A 20617-nucleotide genomic window follows, 5' to 3' on the forward strand; every position below is an offset into this window, starting at 1 on the left:
GCCGCTTGCGCCAGCAGGTTGGCGTCCGCCACCAGGGCGTTCACCGCATCAATACAGGTGTTGAGGTTGTTTTTGATGACGTTGAAGTCGCCGTTGTAGCTGTCCGTGATTTTGGCCGGGATGGCGCCGCGCGAGATTTTGTCGACGTAGTCCGCCGCCACGTTGAGCGGGCCGATCACGGCGTCCAGGGTGTTGTTTACGCCTTGGACGATTTTGCGGAAATCGCCCTGGTGTTTGCCGGCATCGGCTCGGGTCGACAGTTTGCCTTCCACCGCCGCTTGCGACAGCATGCTGGCGTCGGCAATCAAGGACTGCACCGAGAACACAGCGGCTTTAATACCCTCGTTAAGCTGATTGAATTCCAAGCCGTAATTGTTATCGTCCCGGGGCGGCATTTCACCGCGACCCAGCATAGACACGGCATCGATCATTGACCTTACCGGCCGCAACACACCCATTACGATAGACCAGCTCACGGCAAGAAAAACTAATAGCAACAGGGACGCTATAATTAGTGAATTATTGACGCTTCGGTCCACCCTTTCTATGCGGTCGTCCAAGCCAGTACGCAACAGTTCTGCGAATTTGGCGGACAAGTCGAAATTGTGTTGTACGACGCCAGTCATAGTGTTGAAGTAATCGGCAGCAGACATATCGACTTTGTTAGTCTGCAGAATCCCCTTTTTGACCAATGAAATGGCATTTTCGGCCTCGTCCTTGGCTTTTTTGAGTGTTGAACGGAAAGCGTCATCCATATTGCCGATTTTGGCTGAACTCTCTTTGACTATCTCGAAGGTCTCTTCAGTAGAGTCCATGATTTCGCGCAAAGAAGCAGCTTCCTCAGGCGTAAATGTTCTCCGTTGCAGCATGGAAGCACCTAGGCCTCTGATCAGACCAAATTGCTCACATAGATCCGGAATTAGATCAACCGACAACAATTGCGCATAATAGGTATTGTGTTCCGGGTCCAGCGCCAATCCGGACGCATCAGCCACGCTACGGGTAAAAGCGTGCACCTGTTTAATAAATTCGGCGTGTTTACCAAAATTGGCCTGCGTATCGAATGTGTTGGACGCGGCCTCTAAATCGCGCCATTTTTCCTGCAAGGCTTGCCACGACTGGGTCAATCCTAAATCGGACAGTCGGCTATCCAGCGCAGTGATATTTGCGAGATGCTCATTAATTTCCTGACGTTTGGCGTTTCTGCGAGAGATCTCCTGACCGTTGCCTGCAATCACCATCCCATTTATACCGCGATGATCCATCGCAAGTTGCATCAACTTAATGGTTGCAGTTGTGTAATCGATGCCCTTTTTTTCCTTTAATGCGACATCTTTTTCATTGAGACTGCGCTCCACCAACAGGTAGGTTGGTACAGCAGACATAATGGTAGCCAGTACAATCAGCACAAGAAATTTTTGCCAAAGTTTGATCTTGCTCAGCATGGTGTTCAGTGTTTTTGGTTGAAATGGATTTTTTATGTGACCGGATTTAATTCCGGCATATAGCTTTGCGGCCTCGTCGATATCCTGACGGCGGGGTTTATAGCGTAGAGAGCGATAACCAACGATTTTGCCGCCGTTATAGACCGGCGAGACGTTGGCCTCAACCCAGTAGAAATCCCCGTGCTTGGAGCGGTTCTTTACTAGCCCTCGCCAGGTTTTCCCGGCCTGGATGTCGCGCCACATCCATTCATAGGCTTCTTCGGGCATGTCAGGATGGCGGACGATGTTATGGGGCTGGCCCATCAGCTCTTGTTCGCTAAATCCACTCAATTTAACGAATGCCGGGCTGACGCTGGTGATATGCCCTTCTAAATCGGTTGTGGAACTCAGTATTTCGTCTTCGGAAAAATTCAGTTCGATATTGGTAACGGGTTGATTATTTCTCATGGCTTAATTCCCAATTCGCAAAGAGAATGATCGGTACAGCATCATGCCGACAGGGACAGGGCGTGACGCTGCATTTTTTGTTCGAAGGAACCAACTAACACAGGCACATCAAGGATTAACGCAACTTCGCCGCTACCGAGGATGGTCGAACCGCCCAAGCCCTGAACATGAGCAAACAGCTTTCCAAGCGGCTTAATCACGGTTTGAAACTCGCCAAGCAAGCGGTCTACGACCAAGCCGGTCTTGGCCCCGGCAACATCGACCACCACAACATTCGCCCGCCGCGGGGGTTGCTCGTTGATACCGAACAGGCTGCGCAAACGGATGAACGGCAATACCTCGCCGCGTAAATCCATGTAGTCGTTGTGGCCGGTGTCGTTAGTCAATTCCACGCATTCTACGACCCGATCCAGCGGCACTACGAACGAGGACTTGCCCACACCGACCAAAAAGCCGTCGATAATCGCTAACGTTAAAGGCAAGCGGATACGCATGGTAGTACCGACGCCGATAGCGCTGTCGACCTCGATACTGCCGCGCAAATCGGTCACGTTGCGTTTCACCACGTCCATACCGACGCCGCGGCCGGACAGGTTGGAAATTTGCGCGGCTGTGGAGAAACCAGGTTCGAAGATCAAGGCGTAGACTTCTTGATCGGATAACTTGGCATCGGCCGAGACCATGCCTTTTTCGACGGCTTTGGCCAGAATACGCTCGCGATTCAAGCCGCCACCATCGTCGCTGACTTCGATCGCAATAGTTCCGGATTCGTGATAGGCATTCAGCCGTAGCGTGCCCTGGCTGGGTTTACCTTTTTGATGACGAACTTCGGCCGATTCGATGCCGTGATCCATTGCATTGCGCACCAAGTGCATCAGCGGATCGCCGATTTTTTCGACCACGGATTTGTCGACTTCGGTTTCGCCGCCGGTAATCACCAAATTGATGTCTTTACCCAATTCTTTACTAACGTCGCGAACCACCCGTTGGAAACGGCTGAATGTGGTCCCAATCGGCACCATGCGCAATTGCAACGCGCTGTCGCGAACTTCTTCTACCAGCCGCATCATTTCGCCGGTAGCTTCCAACAACGCCGATTGCGCGGTTTGCAAGGCGCGCAGATTAACGCCGGCGCTGGAAATCACTAATTCGCCGATCAAGTCGATCAATTTATCCAGACGTTCGGCATCGACGCGAATGCTTTGGCTTTCGCGGGCTTTGTTGTCTTTGATCTGTTTTTGCTTTTCCAGCGCCGCCGTGACCAAGGGCTGCTGCACGACTTGCTGCTCGACCAGGATTTCTCCGATCGGTTGCGCCTGATGACTGGTTTCGGAATCGTTTTTCTGTTTACTCAGGCCGTCTTCCAATTCGCGTTTGGTCAGCACGCCGCTTTTCACCAGTAATTCGCCGAGGAAAACATCGTCTTCCGGCAAGGAACGGATCAGTTCGATGTAATCGGCTATCGCGCTTTCCAAGGGCAAAATGTGAATGATACTGTCGGCCCTGACGAATTCGAATACGTTTTCCAGAGCTTCTTTACCGGCATCGCTTTTCACGTCGATTTCGAAGCCCAGATAATTGGTTTCCGGATCCATTTCTTCTACAGCGGGTATCCGGCTGGTAATCGTGGTCAAGTTAACGATGCTTCCCAACGTCGTCATATAACGAATAAAAGACAACGGATCCATGCCGTTGCGCAGAGAATCTTCGCCGAACCGGAGCGAGATATGCCAATTGCCGGTCTCGACTTCACCGCCGCCGCTGGTTTCCACCCGCTCCTGAGCCGGGGCCACTGTTGCCACCTGGCCAGCTTTGTTGCCATCCAGAAACGGCCGCAGTTCGGCCAACAGCACATCTCCGGCCGCGGTCATATCGGGGTTCTCGTCGACATCCCCGTCAACCACAGCCCGAATCAATAGTGCGATGTGGTCGCAACAAGGTAACAATACCGCCACCAGATCGGAGCTGACGTCGAGTTTACCTTCGCGTACGGCATCCAGAATGCTTTCGACCACGTGGGTGAATTTGACGATGTGGTCCAGGCCGAATAAACCGGACGAACCCTTGATGGTATGGGCGGCGCGGAAAATCGAATTGATCCGTTCCGTCGGGTCTTCCCCGTCTTCCAGACTCAGGAGCCCGTCTTCCATGTCTTGCAACAGTTCCAGACTCTCTATTGTGAACGTGACCAGAGCGGCCTTCATTTCGGCGTCGATACTCATTTGGTTAGTCCTCGTTATGCGAAATTACCACTTGGTCGCCAAACGCCGTGGTCAGATTGGCGAGTTCCAAAATTTCCAGAACCACCTTGCTATGCATGACAAAACGCAGGGCCTTCCCGGTGCGAGCCGCCTCCCGTTTGGCCAGAATTAACAACTGCAAACCGGCAGTATCCATTTCGGAGACCTGGGATAAATTGATTTCCAAATCGTCGCCCGACCCCAGAAAATTCAGCAGACCGGATTTCTGTTCCGCGGCGGTAAAGATGGTCAATTCATCTTCTATCGTTAGCGTTTGCATCGTCAAAACCTCGCCATATAAGTTGGATAAGCCTGAAACCGTCGACCTGGAATAACCGGCAAAGCTATTAGGGCAAAATCAATTTCGACACGGCAGCCAGCATTTGCGCCGGCTGAAACGGTTTAACCACCCAGGCTTTGGCACCGGCGGCTTGCCCTTCCTGCTTCTTGCTTTCTTGCGACTCGGTGGTCAGCATGATGACCGGAGTAAACTTATAAGCGGGCAATTGCTTGAGTTCTTTAACGAAGGTGATGCCGTCCATATTCGGCATGTTTACGTCAGAAATCACCAAATGCACTTTTTGCCCATTCAATTTGCTCAGCGCATCTTTGCCGTCTACGCCTTCGATAACGTCGTAGCCGGCACCTTTCAGAGCAATACTGACAACTTGACGGACCGATGCTGAGTCATCAACCACTAAAATTGTTTTGGCCATTTTTTGTTCCTAGAAAAAAGTAATTTCGGTAGAAGGTTGTTCGTGGTGCGCACTACCGCCGTGGGCGCTGTGCTCGGAAACCATAGTGTATGTGCTGCGCAACTCGTGCAGAATGTCGTCGGTAGCCAACGGCTTGAGTCCGAAAACGCCGTCGCCTTGGCTGCGCATGATATGGCGCGGCAGATCGCTGATGCTGTCGCGCACATGCGACAACACCTGACCAATCCGATCCTGAAATTGAAATTGCACCAGCGACTCGTCGATCTCGCGTTTGATCACACGGGCCTGTTTATTCATCTCTTCGGAATGCCGCTGCAGCGTTTCGAACACCCCGTGCAACGCACTCATCACGTTTTGGATATTGCCTTGCGACGCGGCAACCGCCGCGGTTTCGTTTTCGGTGCTTTTCTCCACGGCTGCCAAGGTGGTTTGAATCGCTCCGCTGACTTGATCGACCTTAGAACCGATCAGTTTGCCGGTCTCACCGGACAGATTGGAAAGCTTACGCACCTCATCGGCAACCACGGCAAATCCCCGGCCGGCTTCGCCGGCTCTGGCCGCCTCGATCGCTGCATTCAATGCGATCAAATTGGTCTGCTCGGCGATCCGCGCCACTTCTTTGGCCATGGTTTTCAATTCTTCTATGAAACCGGCTAAGGAACGGATTTTGGTCAGTACCTGTAAATTTTCCTGTAGGGCAGCGTCCAGTGAACCGACAACTTTCTGCAGATTGGCGTTACTCGTCGAAAAAATATCCTCGTTGCGGCCGAATGCCGGATTGCTAGAAGAGCCAACCAAGGCGTCGAGGCCGTTGGTGATGCCGGCAAAGCGCCCGGTTAATTCGCCAATGGCCTGTTCCATTTCTTGGCGCGACGATTCAATGTGTTTGGACCAAACCGGTGCGACTTCGTTACCAAACTTGTCGATCCCGGTAAGGTATTTTTCCACATCAGGAACCGGCAACGATGGCGGCGGTTTGGGCATGCTGGCCTGTTCCAAAAGCAAACGGCGCTTGGTATACGAAGAAGCAAGCCAAGCGCTCAACAACGAGCAGGCGAGCAACAATAGTATTACTTGAAACATAGGCACGGGATCCGCCTCCCTTTTCCGTTTAATCGAATTGCTAGGATTTATTCAAAGATTCGGTAGCAATCATGTGTCAAGCAGTATAGACAGAGAATTCCGTATTGCTAATGCGGACATGTAGGAAATGTCCGACTCGCCGCAATCGGCCAATAAATTTTGTGGATCAGTTACGGCTGAGGCTTGTCATGCTTGAATAAGGCTCTTAAAGTGTGGCGCTTTTTTTACGCACTTTGAAGATGACTATGCACGACTATCCGGAAAAAACTTGCGATATCGATCGGTTGGTCCGCCACCCCAAACTGGTGGCGGCTGCGCTAGCCGGGGAAAAGACCCAGCAACGCCGCGACGGCCTCTATGCCTATCCGGGCGAGAGGTTTATTCTGGAAGGAGTGGAATTCGAGGTAACGGAAGTCGAGCGGCAACGAATCGGCGATATGACCGACGCCGACGCCCGCGCCGAGGGCTATCCGAATTTAGCGATGTACAAGGATTTGATCTTACGCATGCACAGCGGCATGGAATGGAACGAAGACGGCTTGGTCTGGCTGCACTGCTTCAAGCGTCGCCAGCCGGAATAACGATTCCTTTTTCGGCCAGTTCCCGCAGCATAGATAGACCGTTGCTCTGAATCAGTTGCGGCTCGATCTGCGGGAACTCGGCTGCCACCTTTTGCAAACATTGCGCGGCCGGCATTGCCCCCCGGTCTTGCAGGATTTGCAACACGCTTAGCGTCAGACCGCTAACCTGCAAAAAGTGGACTTGGTCCATCTCGTCGCGATAAACGACCAGACAGGTGGCCTGCTCGGGCGGCTGCAACGGCAGGAAATCGGGACCGATCCGATGCACCGGATATTGGTACAACAACGGCAAAGCCAGTTCTGACAGCGCAATCCGTTGGGTCGTTAGGCTGTCCAAAAACGCTTGATCACCTAGTTTCGGCGCGTCCTTGGCAATCGACAGCGCCATTTCCACCCACTCGTAATGCGCTAGCTCCAGCAGGAAGGGATAATCCTCCGGATTGCTGCGCTCGTTTTGCAAATAGTCTAAAAATTCTTCGGCAATCTCGGAAAAATACGGCGTCCGGCAATGGTGGCGGGAAAAAAAATCCCGGGTCAATTCCAGCCATTGGGCATCATCCAGAATCGCCCTGACCACCGGGAAATTGCTGGCGATGAAGCTGTCGATATTGTTGAAAAACAATTCACGGTACATCGCCATCCGTCTAGGCTCCACATCGGCTGGCGGCGGATTGCTATGCGGATCGCGGATATAGGCGGCAAAGCGCTGTTGCGTGCTTTGAAAAGATGCCGCCATCACGCCACCCGTTTTTCCGCGGCAACGGCATGCTGTTGAACGGCGCGGATCGTGTCCACTTCCTGTAACAATTCGGCCAAAGGTGGAATGTTGAAATCCCGTTCCAATAAGGTTGGGAAAACGCCGAACAGGCGGTAAGCCGTCTCCAGTAACTTCCAAACCGGATCGATCACCGTCGCGCCGTGGGTATCGACCAAAAAGTCTTCGGCTTCAACGTAATGGCCGGCGATGTGGGCGTAAGCGATGCGATCGCCGGGCATGGCCCGTAGAAAGGCTTCCGCGTCGTACCCGTGGTTGACGCTATTGACGTAGATGTTATTGATGTCGAGCAGCACATCGCAATCGGCCTCGGCGACGACGGCATTGAAGAAATCAATCTCGGTCATCTCCCGGCCTGGCGCGGCATAGTAAGAAATATTTTCGATGGCAATGCGCTGTTCGAGAATGTCTTGCACCCGGCGAATTCGCGCCGCGACATGTTTGACCGCATCCTCGGTAAACGGCATCGGCATCAAATCGTACAGATGTCCGCCGTGGCTGCAATAACTGAGGTGTTCGCTGTAAAACTTGATGCCGTGTTCGGCCATGAACCGTTTCAAATCGCGCACGAATTGCTCGTCGAGCGGATCGCTGCTGCCGATGGACAAAGACAAGCCGTGGCAAACAAAGTCGAAACGCTCGGTCATGGCCCGAAATTGTTTGCCGAACTTGCCGCCTATCGGCATCCAATTCTCCGGCGCTACCTCGTAAAACCCGACTTGCGCCGGTGGCTGCTCGACAATCTCGCTCAAAAACGAACGACGCAAACCCAGGCCGACACCGTGGACCAGATTGCGGACGCTTTGCATCGCTTATTCTTCCGGTTTATGCGTCGAACGCCAAAACAAGGCCAAGCCTATCGCCACCAGCACGCCCAGGATATACATTTCGTATTTTTTGACCTGGCCCATGATGGACTCGGCAAACTGGCCAAAGGTATAACCCAAGTAACCGACGGCTATCGCCCAGATCGCCGCACCCAAAAAATTCAAGGCAAAAAACTTAAGCGGATGAATCTTGCTGGCGCCGATTACGAACGGCGTGACGTTACGCACACCGTAAAGAAAGCGGAAACCGAGAATCACAGGTATCTGGTGCTTGTGCAGTAGATCGAACACTTTGTCGGTTTTACTGTGCCAGAGCGGCCTTTTTTCCAAAAAGGAGATACCTTTCCACCGCCCCAGATAAAAAAAGGTCTGGTCGCCGGCAAAAGTACCGAGGAACGCTGTCAACATGACCCATTCCAACGCCAAATAGCCGCTATGCGCCAAAAAGCCGGCAATCACCAAAATGGTTTCGCCTTCCAGATAGGTACCGATAAATAAGGCCAGATAACCGTAATCGATAACCAGCTGTTGTATATCCTGAAAATCCATAACGTCGATTCAATACCGTCAGGTCGGAGAATTAATGGCCGGCCGCTTTGTCGGCATCCATTTTGCTGCCGCAACTGCCTTCACCGCCTTTCATCATGGCGCCGCAGCTATGTTCGCCGGCTTTTTTATCCGGATTCATCATCGCACCGCAGCTGCCTTCTTCGGCTTGTTTCGGTTTGTCGGCGTTACCATGATCCATACCGCCCATCATGCCCATGCCGCAGGCGCCTTCCTTGCCTTTCATCATCGCACCGCACATGTTTTCCATGCCCGGCTTCATTTTGCCGCCGCTCATCATGCCGCCGCACATGCCTTCGCCACAGGAACCTTCGGTTTTCTTCGCGTCGGATTTTTTAGCGCCGGCAGCCACTTTCTTACCGTTGCTGTCCATCGCATTGGAACCGCAGGCACCTTGGCTGATTTTGCCGTTGGAATGCTCGGCGTGTGAGGTTGCAACCTGCATGTAACCGCCGGCCAGTTCCGACAACGCAAACGGATTGGGCTCGGCTTGCGCGTTCGCAGCGATACCGGACAAAAGGGCACCGCCCATTGCAGCGGCCAACGGAGATTTATTGAATTTTTTCATTTAGCTATCCTCTCGTGCGTTTTTGTAATTATGTTATCCGGCCTTCGTCCGGCCGCATTACGACGGGCAAACGTCCTGCTGCTTCGATTCTGATTATTGCATACTCACGCTAGATTCTTGTCCTTAAATTCGCAAAGGTCGGCAATACAACAAGCCTCGCAGCGGGGTTTGCGGGCGATACAGATGTAGCGGCCGTGCAGAATCAACAAATGATGTGCATCTTTCTTGTGGGATTTCGGCACCGTCTTGTCCAATTTTTTCTCCACCTCAAGCACGTTTTTTCCCGGCGCCAGACCGGTGCGGTTCGCGACCCGGAAAATATGGGTATCGACCGCGATGGTCGGTTGCCCAAACGCGGTATTCAAAATCACGTTAGCCGTCTTGCGGCCGACGCCGGCCAGCGCCTCTAACGCTTCTCGCTCGCGGGGCACCTCGCCTTGGTGCTTTTCCAACAGAGTCTGACAAAGTTTTATGACATTTGCCGCCTTGCTGTTAAATAAACCGATGGTTTTGATATGTTCTTTTAAGCCGTCTTCGCCCAAAGCCAAAATCGCCTGCGGTGTATTCGCCACCGGAAACAGCTTGGCGGTAGCTTTATTAACCCCCTTATCGGTCGCCTGCGCCGACAGCACCACCGCCACCAATAATTCGAACGGCGAACTGTAATTTAACTCTGTCGTGGGGTTAGGCGTGGCCTCGGCCAGACGTTCGAAAATGGCCAGACGTTTGTCGTTATTCATACCGGATCGATACCCTCGGGTTTAAGTTTTCCAGGCAATTAAACATTCGGCAAGCAAGTCCAGGCAATCCCTCTGCCACCAGCCACCTGAAATTCGATAACGCGGATTTGGCCGGAACCATTCCGCGCCCCGCCAGTCTCTAGCTGGCACCCAAGCGGGTGCGCAGAACCACTACACACATCAATTCGGGGGAATTATGAAAACGTTATCAAGCATTATCCTAAGCGCACTGTTGCTAGCCGCTACCGGCGCCCTTGCCGAAGAACACGCCGCAACCGCACTGGAACACGCCAATCAGGCCGTCACCCACGGCAAAGCCGGCCATGCCTCGGTACTGGTAGAACACGCCGAAGCCGCTCTGCCTCATGCCAAAAAAGGCGCCGAAGTTGCCAAAGGCGAAGCCAAAACTCATCTCGATGCCGGCGTCAAATCGTTGGAAAGCGCGATAGAACATGGCAAGATGGGCCATGCCGATGTTGCGACCAAAGCCGCCGAGGAAGCCGTCGAACATATCAAGGCCGGCAATAAATAACCCGTCAAACTCCCGCAATCAGAATTCAACCGCGGCCTGAGGCCGCCGGGTAGAGACGCCATCGACTGCGTCTCTACCCGCAATCCATCATACCGACACGGCTCCGGCGATGTGCGGGTGGGCTTGGTAATCCAATAACTGAAAATCGGCGAATCGATAATCGAAAATCGACTCCGGCCGACGGCCGAACTGCAAACGCGGCGGCGGCAAAGGTTGGCGACTCAACTGCAACTCGACTTGGGCAAAATGGTTGCGGTAGACGTGTACATCGCCGAACGACATGATCAATTCGCCGACTTCGAAGCCGCATTGCTGGGCCAACATGTGCGTCAATAACGCCACACTGGCTTGGTTGTACGGCACGCCCAAAAAACAGTCGGCACTGCGTTGGGTCATCATGCAGGACAATTTACCGTTCGCCACGTAAAACTGGTACAGCACGTGGCACGGCGGCAATGCCATCCTGCCGGCCGCCGCATTTTCGCGCGGCCCGATCGATTCGTCCGGCAGAAAACCCACGTTCCAGGCGCTGACCAGGTGCCGGCGCGAGTCGGGTTTGCGCTTCAAGCCATCGACCAGAATCTCGATCTGATCGAAACGCCTTCCATCCGGTCCCAACCAGTTGCGCCACTGCGCGCCGTAAACCGGGCCCAGCTCGCCATCCGGCGTTGCCCATTCGTCCCAGATCGTGACGCCGTGGTCGTTCAGGTATTTGATATTGGTGTCACCCCGCAAAAACCAGAGCAACTCGTAAGCTATCGACTTGAAGTGCAGTTTTTTGGTGGTCAACAACGGAAACCCATCGGCCAGGTTGTAACGAATTTGCCGGCCGAAAACCGAACGGGTACCGGTGCCGGTACGGTCGCTTTTATCGACGCCGTTGGCCATGATATCGGCCAGAAGCTCTAAATATGGTTGCATAGCAAGTTAAGCGGGCAAATTGCCTCAGTATAACGGGGACGGGGGATAACGCGTAAACGGTTATGCACGTACCGGCAGCACTTGGCTATAAATATTGCAACCAACGCCACTGCGGCCGCGCCGCTTTGAACGCCTCGAACCAACGGCAAACCGGATACAGCATCATCAACACCAGCAGCCAGACACCGTAAACGCCGGGCAGTCCGAAACCGTAATCGGCCGGCCAATCTTTTTGCCAGATACCGCCGCCGGCCACGACCGCCACCGGTCCGCCGCTAACCAAGGCCACCAGCACCGCCAAACCGTGGATTGCATAGAGATGTATCAGATAATAAAACAACGGCGTTCTGCCGAACACCTGCAGCACCGCTATCGGCCGGGACGCAAGCGCCAGAAACATCAATGCCGGCCCCAGCGTCATCAATAGATACAACAAGGAAGGCGGATATTTGTGGCAGTTTAAAAACGACAACAACGTGAATACCGGATCGGGGTAAGCTTGCCACGGCTGCGGATCGCCGTATAAATTGCTGTAGCGCAACAATATGAAGGCAGCAAACAAGCCGCCGCCCAACCACGCCAGCCGCCGCGGTTTGCGCCATTGCTCTGCATCCAACAAATGGCCGAAACCATAGCCCAAGGCCATCACGCCGATCCACGGAATCAGGGGATAGTAAGGATTCAACACAAACCCGCCGCCGAAATCGATGTCATCGCCGGTATGTAACACCGACCACCACGGCCCGAACCACCCCATCTCGGCTGGTTTCAAGCCGTCAAACACGTTATGGCCGACAACCATCAAGCCGCCGATGGAGACCACCCAACCCAGCGGCAATTTGACCAGCACCGCCAAAACCATCATCGACCAACCCAGCGCCCACAACACGCCGGCGTCGACGTGGCGCAAATCGGCACGAAAATTCCACGCCCAAGCTTCAACCGTAACAACCAGTAGCAGCAATAACAAACCGCGCTTGGTCAGAAAGCCGCTGACCGGTGCGGCCGGCCCACGTCTAGCTGCCCACAAACAGGCGCTGGTACCAGCCAGAAACACGAACACCGCCGCGCAGAAATGGGTAATCCAGCGGGTCATGAACAGTGCCGCGGAGGTTTTCTGCAAATCGGTAGGATCGAAATGAGAGACGCTGAAAAAATCGCGAGTATGGTCTAGCGTCATCAATATCATGACCAAACCGCGCAGATTATCCAAACAAGCGATACGTCGGACCATATTGCGTGCCACCCAAGCCAAATCGGCTTAGCTTATCGGCGGAGTAGCGGAAGTCAATCGATGCCGGCCGATGAAGCCTCCGGATTTGGTGAAAGCCGACCGGCAGATCCGTAATAATCTTGGACCTGACCGATCGGCTACTGCCCAGACAATTACAGCCCTAACTATTGGTTTAGCGGCATCGCCTGTGCTTCGGGTACTTAAATCACACCCAAGCTGGTGCAGAGCAATAACAGGCTGGAACAGCAAATCGAGATCAGGACAGTCAAGGCCAGCGCGACATCGGCAAAACAAGCCAAGTAAGCGAATATCTTATGCCCGTCGATGGCTTTGGCTTGAACTACGGCAACCTGGGCAAAATCTGCGATTTTCGGGTGATGGTGTAAGGTGTTCATAATCGCCCCCGGTATATGGTTTTTTGGCGTCAAAACACCTGCATAAAGCGAACCTGGGCATAAAACCTTTTGAAAATCAAAGCCGACAACAGCCGAACACCGCTGCGACCCAGCGGCAATTGTCAAAAAACGCGACACGCGCAACGTCGCGCGATCGCCTCGATCGGCTGTCAGAACTCAGCAAATTCGAGGACCGATACGCCAACGCCGGCCGTCAGATCCCGCACGCACGGCTGAGGCCGTCAAATATTCCGACACCCGGCCAGGATCGGCTAAGCGACGGCAATCAGTGATGCCAATGGTGGCGGTGATGGCGATGATGCCAACCGCCGTGGTGCGGGCCGGCGTCGTAGCCATAGCCGCCGTAAGGCGCGTAGTAACCGGCCGAACGCTGGCCGTAGGGCACATAGGCCACGCATCCCGACAGCAACAACAGTCCGGCCAGCAAAAACAATGAACGCAGGTAGCGACGCATGACTACCAGCCTCGCCGGTAGTCAAAATCCCGATCCGGCCCGTATCGGTCATAGCGGTAGTATCTGGGCGGCGTCAGCTCGCGATACCCCGGCGGTATGGGGCGAACACCCCAATACGGCTGAGAGTACGCGGGATAGTAAGGCCGGTCGTAGCCCCAGAAACGGGGGTGATGATGTCTGTGGTGATGATGGTGGCGACCATAGCCCCAATCCCCGCCGTGCGCGGCCGCCACACCGGAAAACGATAAACAAAATACCGTGATTGCTAATAGTCTGAACATATATCCTCCTTCGCGGACTGTTTCAGTTGCGGCAGATTGTTCTCGGTTCAGCTTAATGGCCGCTTAGCCGGACGCTAACGGGTATCTTGTACTTGGGGCTGCTGGGGCGCCATGACGGACTCCGAAAGCCGCTCCTATTTTTGTCCGGCACCAACGCCGATTTCGACTACAGTTTTGCTTGCTGCTGCCAAACAAGCTGCATCACCGGAAAGTCGATACGGAATCGGCAATCACCTGAAACGGCCGGAAATTGCATCAGGTTTGCAGCACTTTGCTTGGCTGCTGGCGTTGCTGAGAGTCGGCGGTTAACCCAAAACCGCTTGAATTAGTTTTGCGCGAAAACCGGTTGAACCTCCCGCAAAAATTTAACTGAATTTATGCGCTACCCTGGCTAAAGCCAAACCAAACCGCGGAAAACAACAAAAGCTTAATCTTAAAGAAGGTAGGTAAACGATGGGATATTGCGACTATTTATATCGGCCGGACAACATAATTGGCTACAGTGGAGACTTGGACAACAATCCTACAGTGTATTTTGTTACCGAATCGAGAGATGAAAACGGCGCCATAAAAACCAAACAAGTCGGTGACGTCGCCCAGATTCTGTTTCTGAACGGCCACATCACCCAGGCGCATGGCCAGGCAAACAACATAGGCAGAGAGCTGGTAACCGAATCGTATTCTTACAGCATAATGAACGTCGAACCTGACATGATAGACGGTTTTAGTCCGAACCAAATTCAGGGAAAAAGGCTGCAGGAAACCTATCATCAAAGCGAAGTGCCTCTACCCACTCCCGGTTTTTACCCAACTCCCGATGGTTTTTCGGATTTTCATGTCAGCCGCAGTGTCTTCAAACCCGTGGATATGAAGGATTACGCCACGCTAATGAAATTAGCCAACGCGATTGCAAAATTTCCGCGGCTGAAGCAAATGTTTGGCGCTCGAGACGATGGATATATCAGGCGCCTATAATCGGTGACCCGATCGTGAACGCTTTACCGGCATAGCCATTCTCGGTCCCTTGGCCTCGGCCTGGGTCGAATGTCTCTCAGAACGCTCTGATTACGCCGCACGGAGCCTGGATTGCGCAACGCCGTCCAGGCTGGGACGGATGGGCCAAGCGGACTGACAACGCAAAGCTCGGCAGATTCGGCCGCAGCCCTTTAGAAATCGACAAACCAACCGCCTTGTTCCAAACCTGACAGTTTGTCAGTTTTCCACTACCCATTCGTACCCCAAACCCTAAATTTCCATTCGCCCGGATAGGGCTTAACGCGCTAACAAACCACGGGCGGCGACACTTCTCCAACCGCTGTCGTGCTTGGTATTCATCTTGCTGGCTTAACAGAAAACTCTTGCTCATCAGCCAATCAGGTAAAGACCATGCACCACAATCCGTGGCCGGAAGAAGAACAGCGATGGGTCATTTGGAACGGCTCGCTCGGCATCGTCGATACCGTAACCATCGGCCTGATTAAAGCCAGTCCGCAGGCGAGGTATGCCTGGCTGGAAGAGCCCTACGACATGGTCGGCCCGTTCAACCTCGACGAGCTGGAAACGAACGGTTGGATAGGCTTCGAAGCTTGCACGGTGATGTCCCGGCAAAAATGGCAGGACGACCAAGTGGAATTGCGCCGGGAGTCGCTGAAACTACGCCGCGCGGCGCAGGAAAGACTTTACGAATACCAGGCCCGGCACAACCAAAGCCGTTTTCAGGCCCCCAGCCAAGATCGCCGCTTCAGCGAACGGCGACACCGGGAAGCATTGCACCTGCCGCTCGACGGCGTACTGAAAGCCTCCCAGATTAAAACCGCATTTCGGCGCCTCGCCCAAAAAACCCACCCCGACGTCGGCGGCAGCCACGAGCAATTCATTCGAATTACCGAAGCCCGCAATGCCTTACTGGAACGAGCATCGTAAATGAACTCGGCAAACAGGCAATGGCAGCGGCGACCTTGGCTTAACGTGCTGTTTGGCCTGCCGTAATTGGCGTTGCCGACAGTGCAATCCGCGGTTACGCCGATTTGGCGAATGACCCAGGAAGAAAAGAATTCGGCCGCAAATGCCGGACTAACCAGACCGTATAGACAACGTTGCCCAACGGTCAGCTGATGATAATAATCCAAACGAATGAGAGATTTATGGCTAAAGATTTAAACGAATTACGCGCGGTCTTGGACAAAATGGAAGAAATCGTCAAAAGCATGAGCGAAATGGACTCGGAAATCCTGGATTTCGTCGACGCGAATTATCCGGCTGCACTGAACGATCAAAAAGTCTTGCAGGCCTTCAAAAATATCGGCGACGCCGAAGACGAATTGCAAAGACAGCTGGGTTTGTTACGGTCCCGGTTGGCGGCCAATATTCCGGAATTGAACGGCTGACAAATGGCTGAAACTAACTAGGCGAGTAAACTCGCCTAGCTTAAATTTTGAATGACGATGCTTTGAGCAATCATTCTGTTCTACAGCGGATTCAACCGAAAACTGTACCAGTTGGCCTGCAACCGCGACGGGTTTTGTCCCCTGATGCCGCGCCGAGCACCGGAGGGTTTGAGCGGGAATTGCCCGATAGGGGCGCGGCAGGGATGCCGCGCGTTTTCGGAGGGCTAGGACAGCTCTTCCGAAAACCCCGTTCAAACCCTTCGGAGCGCAGGATACAAGCGGCATCTGGGGTGTCTTTTCTTTTGGATACTTTTCTTTGGACAAGCAAAGAAAAGTATCTCGGCTGTCGGGCCGAGACCCGACATTAAAACCAGACGCGGCAATTCAATTCCGCGTGGGCACAAAAAAACGCTGGAGCGTGGGAACGATGGTCAACCGCGACGGGTTTTTTCCCCTTTTGCCGCGCCGAGCACCGAAGGGTTTGGACGGATCAGCCCGCAGGGGAGCGGCAGGGATGCCGCTCGTTTTCGGAGGGCTAGGACAGCCCTTCCGAAAACGCCGCTCAAACCCGCAGGCGCGCAGGATGCAAGCGGCATGGGGTGTCGTTTCTTTTGGATACTTTTCTTTGGACAAGCAAAGAAAAGTATCGCGGTTGCCGGTCCGCGAACCGGCGATAAATTGGGCTTCGCGATAGCGAAACAATATTCATCCCAGTTTAAATTCCGCGCGGGTACAAAAACCGTGCCTACCCTACGCGGCTCGTCCAAATAAAAATAATAGTTACCAAACAAATCAGAAGGCTGTTTATGCATCGAATGGGTCTACCCCAATATCGGAAACATCAAATAAAACTTCTTCACTTTCGAGGCCAAAACCAATTTTTGCTTTCCCGATGCGATAAACCATTGTTTCGAATAAGTTGTGTTTAAATTTTATATCTTTTATTTTGTCAAGCTCTAAAGCGTCTAGTTTTCTATTACGAAAAAGTATCGACTTATGCGAAATAGACAACTCACTTTTTTTCAATTTTTTTGTTAGAAGCTTCAGAACAGACTCATCAATATAAAATCCATTTCGTTCTATTCCATTTCTCGAGCCACTTGATTCGATTAAATAACATCTAGCTAAAGCAGTGTTCATCTGTAATTGCTTAGGAATGGAACAAAAGGTTGTAGCCATAAAATCATTGCCCACGTCAGAAATTCCGTCTCCATGAAAAACAAATTCAGAACCTAACTTTTGTTCATTTGTATATTGCATTCTTTGACCGGATGATATGACGGTTCTTAAGCCAAGCTTGCCGTTATATCTTTCATGTAAACAATTTAATGCCTGCCAGTGGCTGATAATTATGTTTGCTAAATATCGACTAATAGAATGCGAATAGATATTTCCGTCCAATACATCAATTACTTTTGCCACACCATCATTTATGATAATTGCTCTATCATGGGTATCCTTAGACATTAGGCCGAGATCTTCATAAACAAAATGTCCAGGGCTTGTGAATTTATCATGCAATAATTCAAGGGCTTCATGCATTCCATTGTTGATAAAATCTTGCAAGTTCATTCCAGCGTTAGCCAACTCATTGCCAAAGCCACAAATATCTGTCCAGATACATATTGTGTCAACTATTGGAAGCTCCCCTTTTTTAACCTGTTTTCGCCAATATAGTCTTTCCAAATAGGCGGGTTTTCCATATGGCGTGTTCTTTAAATCCATAAGTCCTCAAATCTTCTGATACGAAACAAGAACATAGCCTAACGCCAAGCTCACCCGACCAAAATCGCATCGCGGTTTTTGGTCGGGTGAAGCGATTGGTTAGCCATTAGCCCATTGCATGTAGGTTTCCCAATTTTTTTCAATGGTAGCAATGCACTGCACGTCATGGGAAGGAGCTCCGATTTTTAATTCTTGATGGAAAGATGCAACGTCAATCTCAGGCTTGGTGTAATAAACAAACTCTTTGAACGTGCCAGTTGTGATTGCCAAAGCTTGAACAGCAGAACCTTTTGATTTCAGCATATCTAAAGCTTTGTCCTCAATAATACTGACAGTTTTATTCTCTTCCGGATCGGGCATTTCACCGAGGCGAGGATCAATTAACGGAATTGCAATTCCAATTTTCAATACGAGGTCGGATTTACCGGCAAACGGACGAAGATTTGCATTTATTCTGACGACGATGGGGTTGCCATCATATTCACCCTGAGCCACTTGCCAATTGTCATCCGCAAACATCAGCGATGGATCAGGCTTTTTCTTGAATAGTCCAAACATTGTGTATTTTCCTTTTGGCTCTTGATGGCTAACTAATTATTAAATGGTTCCGTATATCTACCGAAAATGCCCCCCGAAGCGATAATTTATCAATCAACATAGGCATTTCCCTTCTGCATATCATCGGAGCCAAGTAAACAAACATCAAATTGCGGTCATTGAATCAGATTGGCCGATAGACCGCAACGCGTCGAACTGCCTATTCGCAGTTGCCCCCCCAACTCACCTCTCCCCCAACACCCCATAACAAACCGGCGTCAAAATCAAACTGGCGGCCATGCCGATCAGCAGGCCGGCGGAGAGGGACAGCGTCATCGGGATCAGGAATTGGGCTTGCGGGCTGGTTTCCAGCAGAGTGGGCAGGAAGCCGGCGAAGTTGGTCAGGAAGGCCAGCAGGATGGGCCGAAAGCGGGAGCAGCAGGCTTCGGCGATCAGCACGTCCACCGGCCGCTGGTCGCCGTCGTGCTGGCGCAAATAGTCCAGCAATACCAGACTGTCGTTAACCACCACGCCGCTGGCGGCGATCATGCCGACCAGGGATTCCATCGACAGCGGCAGGCCGGCGGCCCAGTGGGCCAGCACCGCGCCGCACCAGGCCACCGGCGCGGCCAGCAGAAAGATCAGCGGTTTGGCGTAGGAACGAAACGGCACCGCGATCAGGGCGTAGATCACCAACAGCGCGATCAGCGTGTTTTTGCCGAATGCGGCCAGCAGCTCTTTCTGTTCCTGGCGTTGCTGGCCGATTTTGACGTTCAAGCCGGGAAAGCGGTTTTCCAGCGCCGGGAAAACGTCGCGTTCCAGCACCGCGTAAACTTCGTTGGCGTCGGCCAGGGTCGGATCGACCCTGGCCTGGACTTTCAAGACCCGTTGCCGGTCTTCGCGTATGATGCGGGCGTAGCCTTGCAGCACTTCAACGTCGGCCAAGCTGGCCAGCGGTGCGCTGGCGCCGTTGGGCAGGCGCACCGGCTGAGCCTTGAGTTGATCCAGCGAACGCCGCTCGCTCAGCGGAAAACGCACCATCACCTTGACTTCCTTGCGGCCGCGCATGAAGCGATGCACTTCCTCGCCGTAATAGCCGTTGCGGACCTGCTCGGCCAGTTGTTCCAGGCGCATGCCCAGCCGCTCGGCTTCGGGCTTCAGCGTTAAGTGAATTTCCGGCTTGCCGGGTTCGCCGGAATCGATCACGTCGTAGGCACCGCGAAAGCCCTTGATCTGTTGCTTGAGCTGTTCGACCGCCGGGCCGAGTTGGGCCGGATTGTCGGCTCCGACCGTCAGTTCCAGGTCGTAGGGTTGATCGCCTTCCTTGAAGATGAAATCGACCTGACCGATTTGAATGTCGCCGATACGCTGGCGCCAGTCGCGGATGAAGTCCTCGACCTTGATGCGCTGGCGGCCGGCCGCCGACAATTCCAGCCACAGGCCGGCGCCGTGTTCCCAGACGATGGTTTCGACGCCGACGATGACGCTGTGTTCGGGGTGTTGGCCGCGCTTGCCGGCGCCGGGCGGCACGCCGTCCAGTTCGTCGCGCAATTCAAACAAGGCATTTTCGACCCGGTTGGCCAAGGCTTGGGTTTCGCTGTAGGGCGCGCTTTGCGGCAGCCGGATCGACACCCAAAAGCTGTCCTTGGACACGTCCGGGTTGATCGACTGGCGCACCCGGTCGCTGGCCACCAGCCCCCAGCAAATAATCAGCAGGGCGGCGAACAGCGCGACGGTCAGATAACGCCAGCGCAGTGCGGCCGCCAGCAGCGGCCGGTACACCCGCGCGACGAAGCGGTCCAGGCCGCCGTTCAGCCGGGCTCGCAACCGCTGCAAGCCGTTGGCGGCGGACGACGCCGGTACCGGCGCGACCAGATGCGAGGGCAGGATCAGCAGGGCTTCGACCAGCGAGAACACCAGCGTCAGGATCATAATGACGCAGATCGGCCGCATCATTTGCCCTGCCCAGCCCGGCAAATACAAGCCCGGCAGAAACGCCACCAACACGATCAACACTGACAGCGTGACCGGCAAGGCCACGGCGCGCACGCCGTTGACCGCGGCTTGCAGCGGGGTTTCGCCGCCTTCGAGCTGGCGGCTGTGCACGCTTTCGCCGATGATGATCGCATCGTCCACCAGCA

Annotated in this window: 23 protein-coding genes; 6 read left to right on the forward strand and 17 right to left on the reverse strand. The window is 53.4% G+C overall.

Annotated elements, in window-relative coordinates:
• The 5 genes from C2U68_RS18490 to C2U68_RS18510 form a co-directional block, all read right to left on the reverse strand.
• On the reverse strand, nt 1-1892 hold a 1892-nt coding region (locus tag C2U68_RS18490; protein ID WP_140913951.1), incomplete at its 3' end, for a PAS domain S-box protein.
• A 41-nt stretch (nt 1893-1933) separates the two neighbouring features.
• The gene (locus tag C2U68_RS18495; RefSeq protein ID WP_140913952.1) at nt 1934-4114 is read right to left on the reverse strand and encodes a chemotaxis protein CheA; all 2181 of its coding nucleotides are present in this window, start codon (nt 4112-4114) and stop codon (nt 1934-1936) included.
• 4 nt (nt 4115-4118) lie between these two features.
• Nucleotides 4119-4412, reverse strand: coding sequence for a lipid asymmetry maintenance protein MlaB (locus tag C2U68_RS18500; protein WP_140913953.1), 294 nt, complete (start codon nt 4410-4412; stop codon nt 4119-4121).
• 67 nt (nt 4413-4479) lie between these two features.
• A complete protein-coding gene (locus tag C2U68_RS18505) occupies nt 4480-4848 on the reverse strand; it encodes a response regulator (RefSeq protein WP_064027959.1) in 369 nt (122 codons plus the stop codon).
• A 9-nt stretch (nt 4849-4857) separates the two neighbouring features.
• Nucleotides 4858-5931, reverse strand: coding sequence for a methyl-accepting chemotaxis protein (locus C2U68_RS18510; protein ID WP_260839401.1), 1074 nt, complete (start codon nt 5929-5931; stop codon nt 4858-4860).
• A 245-nt stretch (nt 5932-6176) separates the two neighbouring features.
• Here C2U68_RS18510 and C2U68_RS18515 point away from each other — a divergent pair, with 245 nt between their 5' ends.
• Entirely contained in the window at nt 6177-6512 is a 336-nt protein-coding gene (locus C2U68_RS18515; protein ID WP_140913971.1) for an ASCH domain-containing protein, read from the forward strand.
• Here the strand turns inward: C2U68_RS18515 and C2U68_RS18520 are convergent.
• The 5 genes from C2U68_RS18520 to nth all read right to left on the reverse strand — a co-directional run bounded on the left by C2U68_RS18520 (nt 6490) and on the right by nth (nt 9989).
• Nucleotides 6490-7248 carry a DUF2063 domain-containing protein gene (locus C2U68_RS18520; RefSeq protein ID WP_140913954.1) on the reverse strand — a complete coding sequence of 253 codons (759 nt, stop codon included), beginning with the start codon at nt 7246-7248 and terminating at the stop codon, nt 6490-6492. The genes C2U68_RS18515 and C2U68_RS18520 overlap by 23 nt on opposite strands.
• Entirely contained in the window at nt 7248-8096 is an 849-nt protein-coding gene (locus tag C2U68_RS18525) for a DUF692 domain-containing protein (RefSeq protein ID WP_140913955.1), read from the reverse strand. Before C2U68_RS18525 ends, C2U68_RS18520 begins: the two co-directional genes overlap by 1 nt.
• 3 nt (nt 8097-8099) lie before the next feature.
• Nucleotides 8100-8663, reverse strand: a complete 564-nt coding sequence (locus C2U68_RS18530; protein ID WP_064023096.1) for a DedA family protein — start codon at nt 8661-8663, stop codon at nt 8100-8102.
• Nucleotides 8664-8694: 31 nt separating this feature from the next.
• Entirely contained in the window at nt 8695-9249 is a 555-nt protein-coding gene (locus C2U68_RS18535; protein ID WP_140913956.1) for a hypothetical protein, read from the reverse strand.
• Between the two features lie 104 nt (nt 9250-9353).
• Nucleotides 9354-9989 (reverse strand): endonuclease III, encoded by a 636-nt coding sequence (nth, locus tag C2U68_RS18540; protein ID WP_140913957.1) that lies wholly within the window; start codon nt 9987-9989, stop codon nt 9354-9356.
• A 196-nt stretch (nt 9990-10185) separates the two neighbouring features.
• On the opposite strand from nth, the gene smbP reads away from it, so the two are divergent.
• A complete protein-coding gene (gene smbP / locus C2U68_RS18545) occupies nt 10186-10521 on the forward strand; it encodes a small metal-binding protein SmbP (RefSeq protein WP_140913958.1) in 336 nt (111 codons plus the stop codon).
• Between the two features lie 87 nt (nt 10522-10608).
• On the opposite strand, the gene C2U68_RS18550 is transcribed toward smbP, so the two are convergent.
• The 4 genes from C2U68_RS18550 to C2U68_RS18565 all read right to left on the reverse strand — a co-directional run bounded on the left by C2U68_RS18550 (nt 10609) and on the right by C2U68_RS18565 (nt 13546).
• The gene (locus C2U68_RS18550) at nt 10609-11442 is read right to left on the reverse strand and encodes a thymidylate synthase (RefSeq protein ID WP_140913959.1); all 834 of its coding nucleotides are present in this window, start codon (nt 11440-11442) and stop codon (nt 10609-10611) included.
• A gap of 85 nt (nt 11443-11527) precedes the next feature.
• On the reverse strand, nt 11528-12676 hold the full coding sequence (locus tag C2U68_RS18555) for a DUF1624 domain-containing protein (protein WP_140913960.1): 1149 nt from the start codon (nt 12674-12676) through the stop codon (nt 11528-11530).
• A gap of 200 nt (nt 12677-12876) precedes the next feature.
• On the reverse strand, nt 12877-13071 hold the full coding sequence (locus tag C2U68_RS18560; RefSeq protein WP_140913961.1) for a hypothetical protein: 195 nt from the start codon (nt 13069-13071) through the stop codon (nt 12877-12879).
• Nucleotides 13072-13357: 286 nt separating this feature from the next.
• Nucleotides 13358-13546, reverse strand: coding sequence for a hypothetical protein (locus C2U68_RS18565; RefSeq protein ID WP_140913962.1), 189 nt, complete (start codon nt 13544-13546; stop codon nt 13358-13360).
• Nucleotides 13547-13938: 392 nt separating this feature from the next.
• On the opposite strand from C2U68_RS18565, the gene C2U68_RS18570 reads away from it, so the two are divergent.
• From C2U68_RS18570 to C2U68_RS18585, 4 genes are all read left to right on the forward strand, one after another.
• Entirely contained in the window at nt 13939-14136 is a 198-nt protein-coding gene (locus C2U68_RS18570) for a hypothetical protein (RefSeq protein WP_140913963.1), read from the forward strand.
• A gap of 201 nt (nt 14137-14337) precedes the next feature.
• The gene (locus C2U68_RS18575; protein WP_140913964.1) at nt 14338-14802 is read left to right on the forward strand and encodes a hypothetical protein; all 465 of its coding nucleotides are present in this window, start codon (nt 14338-14340) and stop codon (nt 14800-14802) included.
• Between the two features lie 411 nt (nt 14803-15213).
• Nucleotides 15214-15750, forward strand: coding sequence for a J domain-containing protein (locus tag C2U68_RS18580; protein WP_140913965.1), 537 nt, complete (start codon nt 15214-15216; stop codon nt 15748-15750).
• A 221-nt stretch (nt 15751-15971) separates the two neighbouring features.
• The gene (locus C2U68_RS18585; protein WP_140913966.1) at nt 15972-16214 is read left to right on the forward strand and encodes a hypothetical protein; all 243 of its coding nucleotides are present in this window, start codon (nt 15972-15974) and stop codon (nt 16212-16214) included.
• An 804-nt stretch (nt 16215-17018) separates the two neighbouring features.
• On the opposite strand, the gene C2U68_RS18595 is transcribed toward C2U68_RS18585, so the two are convergent.
• The 3 genes from C2U68_RS18595 to C2U68_RS18605 form a co-directional block, all read right to left on the reverse strand.
• Entirely contained in the window at nt 17019-17939 is a 921-nt protein-coding gene (locus tag C2U68_RS18595) for a hypothetical protein (protein WP_140913967.1), read from the reverse strand.
• 99 nt (nt 17940-18038) lie between these two features.
• A complete protein-coding gene (locus tag C2U68_RS18600; protein WP_140913968.1) occupies nt 18039-18497 on the reverse strand; it encodes a DUF695 domain-containing protein in 459 nt (152 codons plus the stop codon).
• 222 nt (nt 18498-18719) lie between these two features.
• On the reverse strand, nt 18720-20617 hold a 1898-nt coding region (locus tag C2U68_RS18605; RefSeq protein WP_140913969.1), incomplete at its 5' end, for an efflux RND transporter permease subunit.

The sequence above is a fragment of the Methylomonas koyamae genome, assembly GCF_006483455.1.
GTDB lineage: Bacteria > Pseudomonadota > Gammaproteobacteria > Methylococcales > Methylomonadaceae > Methylomonas > Methylomonas koyamae_B.